Here is a 14,315-nt window from a genome sequence, read left to right as displayed (position 1 = left end):
CTGTTGCGGGAATGCGCATGTGTAGGGCATTCCTCTGTGCGAAGCAGCGTTGTGAGCCAGCACTTTCTGAAGGGGTAGAAATGATCAAGGCATCCGTCGACCATGCGGCATTGGCCCGGCAAATCTCTGAAATCGCAACATTGGAGGGCGAATTCGTCCTCCGCTCTGGCCAGGTTTCCAACCGCTATTTCGACAAGTACCGCTTCGAAGGCACACCGGCCCTTCTGAAGCCGCTGGCGCAGGCAATGGCGGCCCTTTTGCCCGCGGATACGGAGATCATCGCCGGGCTGGAGCTCGGCGGCGTACCGCTCGTGACCGCGATCTCGCTGGAAACCGGCCTGCCAGCCGCCTTCATCCGCAAGGAAGCCAAGACCTACGGCACCTGCCGGGCGATCGAAGGGCAGGACGTGGTCGGCCGGCGCGTGACTTTCATCGAGGATGTGATCAGCACGGGCGGGGCGGTGGCCGATGCCTATCGGATGGCGGTCGGCGAGAAGGCCAAGGTCCTCGGCGTCGTCTGCGCGATCTGGCGCGGCGAGGGGGCTGCGCGCATCGAGGGCGTGCCGAGGCTTGCCGTGTATCCAGTGTTTACGCGGGCCGATCTGGAGAATGCGCGGTAGGCGGGCTGCTGGAGACCGGTTTTTCGGCACAGGCACAAATCGTCCGGCGAGCCTTACCGGGAAAGACGTGCTGGCCTTCGGCGATCACTGCGCCGAGGGCTGCGGCGAAGGTCAGGCGGGGCCGGCGGCGAGCCAGTCGGCCCAGGAGAACCACTGCCGGGTTTCATCGACGAGTGTTTCACCGACGTCGAAGAAGATCGCTTCTATGGCCATGGCCGGTGGTTTCGCGGATTTGCGTTTGGATCAGCCTACCGCCCGTCCGGCCATTCCGGCTTGCTGATACTCTGCAACAGTTCCGCATCCACGCCATCGATCCGCGCGATCACCTGCTTGGCCATCTCGCGGCCGGCGTGGCGGACGTCTTCGTAGGCGGTGATGATCTCGGGGCGGATCCAGTTGAGGATCGGGGCGGATTGCTTGGAGACGAGGTCGACGTCGTGGCCGAGGCGTTTGCCGGCGGCTTCGATGCCGGCGTTGACGGCGATGGTGGCGCTGCCGGCTGACGAGACGATGCCATCAGGTGCGCCGGGGGAGCGCATCAGCTGCTCCACGGCGTCGCGGATTTCGGCGAGCGGGGCGTCGATATTGGCGCGTAGCGGCACTTCCTCGGCGCCATAATCGTGCAGGCCGGTCTGAAAGCCGATGCGGGTATGGGTGTAATAGGTGAGCTTGCTCGGCGGCTGCAGCAGGGCAATGCGCTTGCGGCCGCGGTTGACGAGCTTCTGCACGGCCTGATGGGCGTAAGCCTCGTTGTCGAAATCGTGGTAGGGGTGCACGAGGCCGGCATCGGTGCGGCCGTGGGCGGTAAAGGGCATGCCGCTTTCGGCGAGCAGGCGCACGCGCGGATCGTCAGGCTCGACGCGCGAGATGATGACACCGTCTGCGGAGCCTGTGTCGAGGATATAGCGCACCGGCAGCATGGGGTCCTTGCTGTGCGAATGCGGGGTGACGACGATGTGGTAGGGCGTGCCGGTCAGCACTTCGGAAATGCCGAAGACCATCTGGCTGGAAAAGCCCATGATCTCCTCATCGATGCTGAGGACGAGGGCAATTACGTTGGTCTTGCCTGTTCTCAGGCGCACACCGGCCCGGTTCGGCTGATAGCCGAGCTGGCGGGCGACCATACGCACCCGTTCCTTGGTTTCAGCGCCAATATCCGGTGCATCTTTCAGTGCCCGCGATACGGTCGTAACGCCAAGGCCCGTCATGAAGGCGATCGTCTTCAATGTCGGGCGCTCGCGCGGAACGGAACCGGATGCCGCTCCGCCGAAATTTCCGTTGTTTTCCATCCCTTTAGGCCCGCCTCACGCGATTTGCTTCGCCTTATAGAGACTTTTTGCTGCGCTGTAAGTACGCCGGCGCTGAAAAAGCTCTCCTCCCTGAGCGAGACAATCTGTAACGATACAGTAGAAATGTCGAGCCTTTTTTCTGATCAACGTTGCATAGTGGTGCTCTCTGGTTGAATCGCATGTCCGGCGCGCGATTTTTTGCACCCGCGAAATGCTGAAAGGCCGGAATTGTCAGATTAATCAAAAATTAAATAGCAAAATCATTATTTTAGCATAATGCCGCAATTGCGAAATCGCTTGCTTACGCTTTTCTTATTGAGCAAAGGCGGAACTGGTGATTGCCCTCATAGGCTGTAATTCTGCCTTTCACAGAAAATTTTGCGAGCGGGCGGTTGCGCGGATAAATCGATTGCTCTAAGTTTTTCCGGCAACGTTTCAGTGAGGGAGGAGAACTCATGAAAATCCGTATGATGGCGGCTGTGCTTGCCGCTTCCGTAGCCATTCCGTTTGGTGCCGCCAAGGCAACCGATCTCGAAGTCACCCATTGGTGGACCTCGGGCGGTGAAGCTGCCGCTGTGGCTGAGCTGGCAAAGGCATTCGATGCCACCGGCAACCACTGGGTAGACGGCGCAATCGCCGGTTCCGGCAGCACCGCGCGTCCGATCATGATCAGCCGCATCACCGGCGGTGACCCGATGGGTGCGACCCAGTTCAACCACGGCCGTCAGGCCGAGGAACTCGTCCAGGCCGGCCTCATGAAGGATCTGACCGATGTGGCGACCGCAGGCAAGTGGAAGGAAATCATCCGTCCGTCGACCCTGCTCGATTCCTGCACGATCGACGGCAAGATCTATTGCGCCCCCGTCAACATCCACTCCTGGCAGTGGCTGTGGCTGTCGAATGCCGCCTTCCAGAAGGCCGGCGTTGCGGTTCCGAAGAACTGGGATGAATTCGTCGCTGCCGCTCCGGCTCTTGAGAAGGCCGGGATCGTTCCTCTTGCAGTCGGCGGTCAGGGCTGGCAGGCAAGCGGCGCCTTCAACGTTTTGATGATCGCCATCGGCGGCAAGGACAACTACCTGAAGGTCTTCAAGGACAAGGATGCCAAGGTGGCAGCCGGCCCCGAGATTGCCAAGGTCTTCAAGGCTGCCGACGATGCACGCCGCATGTCCAAGGGCAGCAACGTGCAGGACTGGAACCAGGCCACCAACCTCGTCATCACCGGCAAGGCCGGCGGCCAGATCATGGGTGACTGGGCGCAGGGCGAATTCCAGGTCGCCAAACAGGTTGCCGGCAAGGACTATACCTGCCTTCCGGGCCTCGGCGTGAACGAGATCATCTCGACCAGCGGTGACGCCTTCTACTTCCCGCTCCAGAAGGATGCCGAGAAGGCGAAGGCTCAGGACGTGCTTGCCGCCACACTTCTCGACCCCAAGACCCAGGTTGCCTTCAATCTGAAGAAGGGCTCGCTGCCGGTTCGCGGCGACGTCGATATCTCGGCCGCAAACGACTGCATGAAGAAGGGTCTCGATATCCTCTCCAAGGGCAATATCGTTACCAGCTCTGATCAGCTCGTTTCGCCCGATACGACAAAGCAGATCGAAGACCTCTTCGCCGAGTTCTTCGCCAATAACACGATGACGCCCGACGCAGCGCAGAAGCGCTTCGCCGACATCATCGCCGCCGCCGACTGATCCTCGGTCCTCAAGCCCATCAGGTCCGGTCCTGCATGTTGCAGGGCCGGATCGCGCCGCCCGGATCTCTGATCCTTCCGGCGACGGCACGCCACACCCGGCTGCGATCGCGCCAAGACCGCATGGCGGTTGCGACAGGGGCGGGAAGGGTGGCCGTCTTCGGATGGAGCCGCGATCACCGAAGCGACTGTGCTTCAGGAGGAAGCTCAATGACAGGTCAAGCGAAAGCCGGCCGACCGTTTAAACTATTTCGCAATCTGAATTCCAAGATTGCCTCCATTCCCATGATCCTCACCTCCATGGTCATCTTTCTCGGTGGCACGATCTGGACGGTGGTTTATTCCTTCACCAATTCCAAGCTTCTGCCGCGATTGAACTTCGTGGGCATCGAGCAATATCAGCGTCTCTGGGCCGCTCCGCGCTGGGTCGTGTCCATCGAGAACCTGGCGATCTACGGCATTCTGTCGCTGATCTTCAGTCTGGTCATCGGTTTCATGCTGGCGGCTCTCATGGATCAGAAGATCCGTTTCGAGAACACGTTCCGCACGATCTTCCTCTATCCCTTTGCGCTGTCCTTCATCGTCACCGGTCTCGTGTGGCAGTGGATCCTGAACCCGGAATTCGGCGTACAGGCGGTCGTACGGTCACTGGGGTGGACAAGCTTCAGTTTCGACCCGCTCTATACGTCGGAAATCGTCATCTACGGGGTGCTGATCGCCGCCCTCTGGCAGGGCACCGGCCTCGTGATGTGCCTGATGCTCGCAGGGCTTCGTGGCATCGACGAAGATATCTGGAAGGCTTCCCGCGTCGATGGCATTCCCATGTGGCGGACCTATCTCTTCGTCATCATTCCGATGATGCGGCCGGTCTTCATCACCACGCTCGTCATCATCGCCAGCGGCATCGTCAAGGTCTACGACCTCGTCGTCGCCCAGACCAGCGGCGGTCCGGGCATCTCGTCGGAAGTGCCGGCGAAATACGTCTACGACTACATGTTCCAGGCACAGAATCTCGGTCAGGGCTTCGCAGCTTCGACCATGATGCTGCTGACAGTGGCGATCATCGTCATTCCCTGGGCATATCTGGAATTTGGCGGAGGGCGCAAACGTGGCTGACAATATCGCTCTCAAGGCCGTCAACGGCGGCGACACTCCCTTCGAGAAGAAGTCGGTTTCCGGTCCGGCCGGGCCAAAGCCGCGGCCGGTGGTTTCGGCCCGCAACATCATCGTCTACGGCTCGCTTTTTGTGGCCGCCGTCTATTACATGATCCCGCTCTACGTGATGGTCGTGACCTCGCTCAAGGGGATGCCGGAGATCCGGCTCGGCAACATTTTCGCGCCACCGATGGAAATCACCTTCGAACCCTGGGTCAAGGCCTGGGCGACGGCCTGCACCGGCCTCAACTGCGACGGTCTTTCGCGCGGTTTCTGGAACTCGGTACGCATCACCGTTCCCTCGGTCATCGTTTCGATCGCGATCGCCTCGGTCAATGGTTATGCGCTGGCGAACTGGCGCTTCAAGGGATCGGAATTCTTCTTCTCGGTCCTCATCATCGGCGCCTTCATTCCCTATCAGGTAATGATCTATCCGATCGTCATCATCCTGCGCGAAATCGGCATCTACGGGTCGCTCACCGGCCTCGTCATCGTGCATTCGATCTTCGGCATGCCGATTCTGACGCTGCTCTTCCGCAACTACTTCGTGTCGCTGCCTGAGGAACTCTTCAAGGCGGCGCGTGTCGACGGGGCGGGCTTCTGGCAGATCTTCCTGAAGATCATGCTGCCGATGTCGCTGCCGATCTTCGTCGTCGCGATGATCCTGCAGGTGACCGGCATCTGGAACGACTTCCTGTTCGGCGTGGTCTTCACCCGGCCGGATACCTATCCGATGACCGTGCAGCTCAACAACATCGTCAATTCCGTCCAGGGCGTGAAGGAATACAACGTCAACATGGCGGCAACGATCCTCACGGGACTCGTGCCGCTCATCGTCTACTTCGTGTCGGGGCGGCTTTTCGTCCGCGGCATCGCCGCCGGCGCAGTGAAGGGTTGATCTCATGAATATGAATGCAAGCGTTTCCATCAAGGATCTGTCGCTGAATTTTGGCGCGGTCAGCGTGCTGAAGGATCTCAACCTTGATATCGAAGACGGCGAATTCCTGGTGCTGCTCGGCTCGTCCGGCTGCGGCAAGTCGACCTTGCTGAACTGCATCGCCGGCCTGCTCGACGCTTCGGAAGGGCAGATCTTCATCAAGGGCAAGAACGTCACCTGGGAAGAGCCGAAGGACCGCGGCATCGGCATGGTCTTCCAGTCCTATGCACTTTATCCGCAGATGACGGTTGAAAAGAACCTCTCCTTCGGCCTTCGCGTCGCCAAGGTGCCGCAGGTCGAGATCGACAAGCGTGTGGCACGTGCCTCCGAGATCCTGCAGATCCAGCCGTTGTTGAAGCGCAAGCCCGCCGAGCTTTCCGGTGGTCAGCGCCAGCGTGTGGCGATCGGCCGTGCTCTGGTGCGCGATGTCGATGTCTTCCTCTTCGACGAGCCGCTGTCGAACCTCGATGCGAAGTTGCGCTCGGAACTGCGCGTCGAAATCAAGCGTCTGCACCAGTCGCTGAAGAACACGATGATCTACGTCACGCATGACCAGATCGAGGCACTGACGCTGGCTGACCGTATCGCCATCATGAAGAGCGGCATCATCCAGCAGCTCGACGATCCGACGACGATCTACAACAAGCCGCGCAATCTCTTCGTCGCCGGCTTCATCGGCTCACCGTCGATGAACTTCCTGCACGGCGAGTTGATCAAATCGGGTGACGGCATCGCCTTTACCGCCAATGGCGTCAATTTCTCGCTTGCCGCCTATGACGGCTACGATAAGCTGCAGCCCGGCCGCAAGGTGGTGCTTGGCGTTCGCCCCGAACACATCAAGGTCAACGAGAATACCGGTGGTGAAGAGCATGACGCCACTGTCGACATCGAGGAACCGATGGGCGCGGACAATCTTCTGTGGCTGAAACATGCTGGTCACACGATGTCGGTACGCATCAACGGTGCGCGCCGCTTCAACGTCGGAGCCAAGGTGAAGCTCAGCTTCGACATGTCGCTCGCCTCGGTCTTCGACGCCGAAAGCGAACTGCGCCTCTAGAAAGTTCTGCAGGCGGCGCCGGAAACAGTGCCGCCCGATCCTCCAATCGGCCGTCAGGCCAGCCAAATTCGGCCGCAGTCCGGCTTGTCCGGCACTCCCAGGAGCGGCCCGATCAGGATAAGACTATGACATCCTTGCCGAAGAACGGTTTCAACATCGAACTTTCGGGCTCGTGGCAGCTTGCCTCCGCCGATGGCGAGATTCGCAGCGTCATCACGCTGCCGGGCGACGTGCACACCGCGCTTCACCGCGCGGGACTGATCCCGGATCCCTATTTCGGTCGTAACGAGGAAAAGGTGCAGTGGGTCGCCCAGCGCGAATGGGTGGTCGAGCGCAGCTTCACGCTTCCTGATGCCGAGGGCGACTGGTATCTCGACATCGACTACCTCGACACGGTCGCCAGCGTTCACGTCAACGGCTTCCTGGCGCTCGAAGCCGATAACAGCTTCCGCCGCTACAGGCCGGATGTTTCGAGCATGCTGAAGAAGGGCGAGAACACGATCCGCATCGTCTTTGCCTCAAGCATTGCCACCGGTGCCGAACGGCAGAAGAAGCAGCCCTTCTACATTCCCTATAGCACCGGCAACTCGCCGATCCCTGACGGCAACATGCTGCGCAAGCCGCAATGCCATTTCGGCTGGGACTGGAATATCGCCATTGCCCCTCTCGGCCTCTATGGCACGATCGCGCTGAAGAAGCTGGAGACGGCGCGCATTGAGCATGTGCTGACACGCCAGACGCATAATGCCGATGGCTCGGTGGAACTGCAGGTGACGGCGACGCTCTACGCCAAGAATGCCGGCATCGCCCAGCTCTATTTCGATCTCGATGGCGAGCGTGTGCGGCTCGATGTTGGCGTCAACCCCGGCGAGGCTGACATCAACCACGTCTTCCAGATCGACAATCCGCGTCTCTGGTGGCCATCCGGCAGCGGCGAGCAGGCGCTTTATACTCTCACCGTCGAGCTTGGCTCCGACAGCGTGACGAAGCAGATCGGCTTGCGCACCATCGAGCTGATCACCACGCCCGATGCCGCCGGCAGCCGTTTCGCCTTCAAGGTCAATGGTCACGAAATCTTCTGCCGCGGCGCCAACTGGATCCCGGCCGATGCGCTGTTCTCGCTCTCGTCGCAGGAGAAGACCGAGGACCTGCTGCAATCGGCCAAGGCCGCCAACATGAACATGATCCGTGTGTGGGGCGGCGGCTTCTACGAGCACGACTGGTTCTACGATATCTGCGATCGCCTTGGCCTGATGGTCTGGCAGGACTTCATGTTCGCCTGCAACCTTTATCCCTCGACCGAAGACTTCCTCGAGAATGTCGCCGTCGAGGTGGATTACCAGGTTCGCCGGCTGTCCTCGCATGCCTCGATCGCGCTCTGGTGCGGCGATAACGAGCTCGTCGGCGCGCTCACCTGGTTTGAGGAGTCCCGTAGGGATCGTGACCGCTATCTCGTTTCCTACGACCGCCTGAACCGCACCATCGAACAGTCTGTGAAGAAGGCGATGCCTGGCGCCCTGTGGTGGCCGTCGAGCCCGGCTTCCGGTTATCTCGATTTCGGCGATGCCTGGCATGCCGATGGTTCCGGCGACATGCATTACTGGTCGGTCTGGCACGAGAACAAGTCGTTCGACAATTACCGCTCGGTGCGGCCGCGCTTCTGCTCGGAATTCGGTTTCCAGTCCTACACGTCGCTGCCTGTTATCAAGACCTATGCCGACGCCAAGGACATGAACGTGGCATCGCCCGTCATGGAGCTGCACCAGAAGAATGCCGGCGGCAACGAGCGCATTGCCGGCACGATGTTCCGTTACTTCCGTTTCCCGAAGGATTTCCCGAATTTCGTCTATCTCAGCCAAATCCAGCAGGGTCTGGCGATCAAGACGGCGGTGGAATATTGGCGCTCGCTGAAACCCCATTGCATGGGCACGATCTACTGGCAGCTCAACGACACCTGGCCTGTGGCCTCCTGGTCGAGCCTAGACTACGGTGGCCGCTGGAAGGCAATGCACTATCTCGTCAAGCGCTTCTTCCAGCCGGTGGCGGTTGCCGCCATTCCGTCCGACGACGGCAAGTCGATCCGCTTCTCGCTGGTCAATGATACGCTTGCCGAGGTCAGCGCCGATCTCGCCATCTCCATCCTGACGATGAAGGGCGAACGCAAGCACCTGAAGAACGTGCAGGCCATGTGCGCGCCGGATGCGGCCTGCACTGCAGCGACGCTCGACATTTCCGAGATACCCCCCGGTACGCTGCTTGCCTGGCACTTCACGGCCTCGAACGGCATGGGCGGCGAGGGGCATTTCGTCAACGGCACCTACAAAGCGCTGGAACTGGAACCGGCGGGCCTTTCCGTCATCCGCGAATTCGTCGACGAGAACGGCTCGATCGATATCGACGTCACCGCCAAGGGATTGGCGCTCTTCGTGATGATCGAGACGGACGTGGACGGCAAATATTCCGACAATGCCTTCGACCTTGCAGCTGGCGAAAGCCGCCGCATCACCTTTACGCCGGCAAAACCGCTCGAAGAGGGCAAGCTGCCGGAATTCCGCTTCTACGACCTGCATTCCTGCCAGTCGGCAGATTGATCTTACGTGAGAACGGGCACGAGGCCCGAGGAGGATGACATGACCAAGCTCAGCTATCAGCTTTATAGCGCCCGCAATTTCCCGCCGCTGTCGGCGATCTTTGAAAAGCTCGGCAAGGCCGGCTACGGCGAAGTCGAAGGCTTCGGCGGCATTTATGCCGAACTCGACGAGGCCGGTCTGAAGAACCTGCGCGCCGAACTCGACAAGAACGGCCTCGTGATGGCGACTGGCCATTTCAGCCCCGATTTCCTCGACGGCAATGTCGAGAAGTCGCTGCAGATCGCCAAGATCCTCGGCATGGATTCCATCTATGCGCCGCACCTGATGCCCGACCAGCGCCCGACGGATGCTGCCGGCTGGCTCGCCTTCGGCAAGCGCCTGCAGGAAATGAGCAAGCCCTACAAGGATGCGGGCTATGAATTCGGCTGGCACAATCACGACTTCGAATTCGTGAAGCTTTCCGACGGCTCGCTGCCGATCGAGCGCATCTTCGAAGGCGCGCCAGGCATCACCTGGGAAGCGGATATCGCCTGGGTCGTTCGCGGCGGTGCGGATCCCTATGCCTGGGTCGAGAAGCTTGGCTCCCGTATCAGCGCTGTCCACGTCAAGGACATCGCACCGGCTGGCGAAGCCACTGACGAAGGCGGCTGGGCCGATGTCGGCCATGGCACGATCGGCTGGGCGAAGCTGCTTCCGGTCGTCAAGGCAAAGACCAAGGCCAAGCATTTCGTCGTCGAGCACGACAACCCGAATGATATCGACCGCAACATCACGCGCTCGATTGCTTCCTTCAAGACCTACTGAGGCAGACCATGACCAAGGAACTTGGCGTCGGCATCATCGGATGCGGCAACATCTCCACCACCTACTTTTCACTCGCACCGCTCTTCAAGGGGCTGAAGGTGCTTGCCTGCGCCGATATCAATGTGCAGGCCGCAAAGCATCGCGCCGAGGAATATGGCGTGACGGCACAGACGATCGAAGAGCTTCTCGCCAATGACGAGATCGACGTCGTCGTCAACCTGACGATCCCGGATGCGCATTATCCGGTGTCGAAGGCCGCACTCGAAGCCGGCAAGCATGTCTATTCGGAAAAGCCGCTGGTTCTCTCGCTGGAGCAGGGCGAAGAGCTTCGCCGCATCGCCAGGGAGAAGGGGCTTTCGGTCGGCTGCGCCCCGGATACTTTCCTCGGGGGCGCGCATCAGCTTGCCCGCAAGTTCGTCGATGACGGCGGTATCGGCCGCATCACGTCCGGCGCCTGCTACGTCATGGGCCCGGGCATGGAAATGTGGCACCCGAACCCGGACTTCTTCTTCCTGCCGGGCGGCGGCCCGATCCTCGACATGGGTCCGTATTACATCGCCAACCTGATCAACCTGATCGGACCGGTGAAGCGTGTTGCTGGCTTGACCTCGATGGCGTCGGAAACCCGCACCATCACCAGCCAGCCGCGCAACGGCGAGACCATCCCGGTCAAGACGCCGACGACGATCCAGGCGCTGCTCGAATTCGTCTCGGGTGCCACCGTGACGCTGACGGCGAGCTGGGATGTCTGGTCGCACCGCCATGCCAATATGGAGCTCTACGGCACGGACGGATCGCTCTACGTGCCGGATCCGAACTTCTTTGGCGGTGTCGTCGAGGCAAGCGGCCGCGACAAGGACATCAAGGCACTCGGCGCCTGGGATCACCCGTTCGGCAAGTTCAACCAGGAAAGCCCGAACGGCCCGCGCGCCAACTACCGCACCGCCGGCCTTGCCGACATGGCCATGGCGCTGATCGAGGGCCGCGATGCACGCTGCTCGCTCGACCGCACCCTGCACGGCGTCGACATCATGACCTCGATCCTGAAGTCGGGTGCGGAAGGCCGGTTCGTGGAGCTCAAGACGACCTGCACACAGCCGGCGGCTCTCGGCATCGAAGAGGCGCAGGCGCTGTTGAAGTAAGGTGAGGGCTGCGCCGTGCGCTTGTCGCGCGGTGCGCTCGGACAATAATCTCGTCATGTCAGGCCAGGCCCTGACATGACGGTGTCGGCTGATAGGGCTTGCCATCAGGCAGCGTCAGTGAGTGAAGCTGTCGAGAACACGCGCCACGCGCTTGCCGTATCGGCGTGCTTAATCCAATAGTGCCGTCGCGCTTTGCCTGACATGAGGGCGGCGACGTTTTTAGCTTTCGACTGCCGCTTGGTGCGGGATACGAAAGAGAAGCACTTTTACAGGTTGAGGAGACCTCAGATGAGCTGGCAACCGGCCGAAGACCGATATTCGAAGATGAAGTATAACCGCACGGGCCGTTCCGGCCTGAAGCTCCCGGCCGTTTCCCTCGGCCTCTGGCACAATTTCGGCGGTGACACCCCGCATGACCGCAAGGTCGATATGTGCCGCACGGCCTTCGATCTCGGCATCACCCATTTCGACCTCGCCAATAATTACGGCCCGCCTCCCGGCAGCGCCGAGACCGCGTTCGGCGAAATCCTGCGCACCGATTTTGCTGGTCTCCGCGACCAACTGATCATCTCGTCCAAGGCAGGTTACGACATGTGGCCGGGTCCTTACGGCGAGTGGGGCAGCCGCAAGTATCTGATCGCTTCCTGCGACCAGAGCCTGCAGCGCATGGGTCTCGACTATGTCGATATCTTCTATTCGCACCGTTTCGATCCGGACACCCCGCTGGAAGAGACCTGTGGCGCGCTTGACTATATCGTGCGTTCCGGCCGCGCACTCTATGTCGGCATTTCCTCCTATAATTCGCAGCGCACCCGCGAGGCGGCCGCGATCTTGAAGGATCTGGGAACGCCTTGCCTCATCCACCAGCCGAGCTATTCCATGCTCAACCGTTGGGTCGAGGATGACAAACTGCTCGATACGCTCGACGAGGTCGGCATGGGCTCGATCGTGTTCTCGCCGCTCGCCCAGGGCATGCTGACGACGAAATATCTCGGCGGTATTCCCGCCGACAGCCGTGCGGCACAGAACCACTTCCTCAAGAAGGATTTCATCCGCCCTTCGATCATCGACAATATCAGGAAGCTCAACGAGATCGCCGAGAAGCGCGGCCAAACGCTGGCGCAGATGGCGATCGCCTGGGTGCTGCGCGGCGGGCGCGTGACCTCGGCGCTGATCGGCGCCAGCCGCTCCTCTCAGATCGTCGATTGCGTTGCCGCACTCGACAATCTCGAGTTCTCGGCAGAGGAGCTGAAGCAGATCGATGTCTATGCCAAGGAGGCCGACATCAACCTCTGGGCCAAGTCCGCAGAGCTGGATTAGTTTTGATCGCCCGGGGCAAAACCCCGGGCGTTTTTCTGTTATAATTTGATGTACGTGCAGCAAAAATTGTTGCTCAACGGAGGAGCCGCCATGATCCGCAATCCCATCTTGCCTGGATTCAATCCCGATCCGTCCATTTGCCGCGTCGGCGACGACTATTACATCGCGACCTCCACCTTCGAATGGTATCCGGGCGTGCAGATCCACCATTCGCGCGATCTGGTGAACTGGAAGCTGGTGCGGCGGCCGCTGGAGCGGGCCTCGCAGCTCGACATGCGCGGCAATCCTGATAGTTGCGGCATCTGGGCGCCATGCCTTTCCTATGCCGACGGACAGTTCTGGCTCGTCTATACCGACGTCAAGCGCTTCGACGGCAACTTCAAGGATGCGCATAACTACATCGTGACTTCGCCCACCATCGAGGGCGAATGGTCCGAGCCCATCTATGTCAATTCCTCGGGCTTCGATCCGTCGCTCTTCCATGACGAGGACGGCCGCAAGTGGTTCATCAACATGCAGTGGAACCACCGTACAGAAAGCTATGGCGGCTCGCCGAAATCGCCGGCCTTCGACGGCATCCTGCTGCAGGAATGGGACCCGCAGACGAAGACGCTGAAAGGCCCGATCAAGAATATCTTTGCCGGCAGCCCGCTCGGCCTCGTCGAAGGGCCGCATCTCTTCCGCAAGAACGGCTGGTACTATCTGACGACCGCCGAGGGCGGCACGGGCTATGACCACGCGGTAACGATGGCGCGTTCGCGCAATATCGACGGCCCCTACGAGCTGCATCCGAACCGGCACCTGATCACGTCCAAGGACAATCCGGAAGCGGTGCTGCAAAGAGCAGGGCACGGGCAGTACGTCGAAACATCAGATGGCCAGGTCTATCACACACATCTCTGCGGCCGGCCGTTGCCGCCGAAGCGTCGCTGCACGCTGGGGCGTGAGACGGCGCTGCAGAAATGCGTCTGGCGTGAGGATGGCTGGCTCTACCTCGAAAACGGCACGACGGTTCCTGATGTCGAGGTGCCGGGGCTTGGCGGTGCTGTGCGGGCGGAAAAGCCGATGCGCAGCGAATATTCCTTCGATGGCGGCAAGCTGCCTGATGATTTCCAGTGGCTGCGCACGCCGCAGCCGGAGCGCATCTTCAACCTCACGGACCGTCCCGGCCATCTGCGGCTGATCGGCCGCGAAAGCGTCGGCTCCTGGTTCGAGCAGGCGCTTGTCGCCCGCCGGCAGGAGCATCACAGTTTCCGCGCCGAAACGGTGGTGGAGTTTGCGCCGGATACATATCAGCAGGTGGCAGGCCTGACGCACTACTATAACCGCCACAAGTTCCATGCCGTCGTGGTGACGCTGCATGAGAAGCTCGGCCGCTGTGTCACGATCTTCTCCTGCGATGGCGACTATCCGAACGGCCGCATGACGTTCCCCGCCGATGCGGGCGTGGCGATCCCGGCCGATGGCCGCGTGCAGCTTTCCATGGAAATCCGCGACAACGACCTGCAGTTCTTCTGGCAGACGGAAGGCAAGGGCGCCTGGCAGCCGATCGGCCCGGTTCTCGATGCCGGCGTCGTCTCGGATGAAGGCGGGCGCGGCGAGCATGGCTCGTTTACCGGCGCCTTCGCGGGCATCCTCGCTTTCGATACGTCGGGCCGGGCAAAGACGGCCGATTTCGACTGGTTCAACTACGAGGAACTGTGAGGGCCG

11 protein-coding genes are annotated in these 14,315 nt (G+C 60.7%); 10 read left to right on the top strand and 1 reads right to left on the bottom strand.

The features are described 5' to 3' along the window. The first annotated feature begins 80 nt into the window (after positions 1-80). A complete protein-coding gene (gene pyrE, locus AB4Z13_RS12970) occupies positions 81-620 on the top strand; it encodes an orotate phosphoribosyltransferase (RefSeq protein WP_442206099.1) in 540 nt (179 codons plus the stop codon). Between the two features lie 248 nt (positions 621-868). Here the strand turns inward: pyrE and AB4Z13_RS12965 are convergent, their stop codons facing one another. After that, positions 869-1,909 (bottom strand): LacI family transcriptional regulator, encoded by a 1,041-nt coding sequence (locus AB4Z13_RS12965; protein ID WP_439015799.1) that lies wholly within the window; start codon positions 1,907-1,909, stop codon positions 869-871. Positions 1,910-2,364: 455 nt separating this feature from the next. Here AB4Z13_RS12965 and AB4Z13_RS12960 point away from each other — a divergent pair, with 455 nt between their 5' ends. The 9 genes from AB4Z13_RS12960 to AB4Z13_RS12920 all read left to right on the top strand — a co-directional run bounded on the left by AB4Z13_RS12960 (position 2,365) and on the right by AB4Z13_RS12920 (position 14,309). Continuing rightward, complete coding sequence (locus tag AB4Z13_RS12960; protein WP_037099253.1) at positions 2,365-3,600, top strand: ABC transporter substrate-binding protein; 1,236 nt, start codon at positions 2,365-2,367, stop codon at positions 3,598-3,600. 209 nt (positions 3,601-3,809) lie between these two features. Further along, complete coding sequence (locus tag AB4Z13_RS12955) at positions 3,810-4,715, top strand: carbohydrate ABC transporter permease (protein ID WP_113320652.1); 906 nt, start codon at positions 3,810-3,812, stop codon at positions 4,713-4,715. Positions 4,716-4,719: 4 nt separating this feature from the next. After that, positions 4,720-5,652: a carbohydrate ABC transporter permease gene (locus AB4Z13_RS12950; RefSeq protein ID WP_439017251.1), complete on the top strand. Its 933-nt coding sequence runs from the start codon at positions 4,720-4,722 to the stop codon at positions 5,650-5,652. Positions 5,653-5,656: 4 nt separating this feature from the next. After that, on the top strand, positions 5,657-6,748 hold the full coding sequence (locus AB4Z13_RS12945; protein WP_442206098.1) for an ABC transporter ATP-binding protein: 1,092 nt from the start codon (positions 5,657-5,659) through the stop codon (positions 6,746-6,748). Between the two features lie 125 nt (positions 6,749-6,873). Next, entirely contained in the window at positions 6,874-9,339 is a 2,466-nt protein-coding gene (locus AB4Z13_RS12940) for a beta-mannosidase (RefSeq protein ID WP_442206097.1), read from the top strand. Between the two features lie 39 nt (positions 9,340-9,378). Next, on the top strand, positions 9,379-10,143 hold the full coding sequence (locus AB4Z13_RS12935; protein WP_442206096.1) for a sugar phosphate isomerase/epimerase family protein: 765 nt from the start codon (positions 9,379-9,381) through the stop codon (positions 10,141-10,143). Positions 10,144-10,151: 8 nt separating this feature from the next. After that, positions 10,152-11,285: a Gfo/Idh/MocA family protein gene (locus AB4Z13_RS12930; RefSeq protein ID WP_442206095.1), complete on the top strand. Its 1,134-nt coding sequence runs from the start codon at positions 10,152-10,154 to the stop codon at positions 11,283-11,285. Positions 11,286-11,573: 288 nt separating this feature from the next. Next, the gene (gene mgrA / locus AB4Z13_RS12925) at positions 11,574-12,605 is read left to right on the top strand and encodes an L-glyceraldehyde 3-phosphate reductase (protein WP_442206094.1); all 1,032 of its coding nucleotides are present in this window, start codon (positions 11,574-11,576) and stop codon (positions 12,603-12,605) included. A 90-nt stretch (positions 12,606-12,695) separates the two neighbouring features. Continuing rightward, on the top strand, positions 12,696-14,309 hold the full coding sequence (locus AB4Z13_RS12920) for a glycoside hydrolase family 43 protein (protein ID WP_439015793.1): 1,614 nt from the start codon (positions 12,696-12,698) through the stop codon (positions 14,307-14,309). The last annotated feature ends 6 nt before the right edge of the window (positions 14,310-14,315 follow it).

Origin of the sequence: Rhizobium sp. YAF28, assembly GCF_052113285.1 — a bacterium.
Taxonomy (GTDB): domain Bacteria; phylum Pseudomonadota; class Alphaproteobacteria; order Rhizobiales; family Rhizobiaceae; genus Rhizobium.
This window is presented reverse-complemented; position numbering and strand designations above follow the sequence as displayed.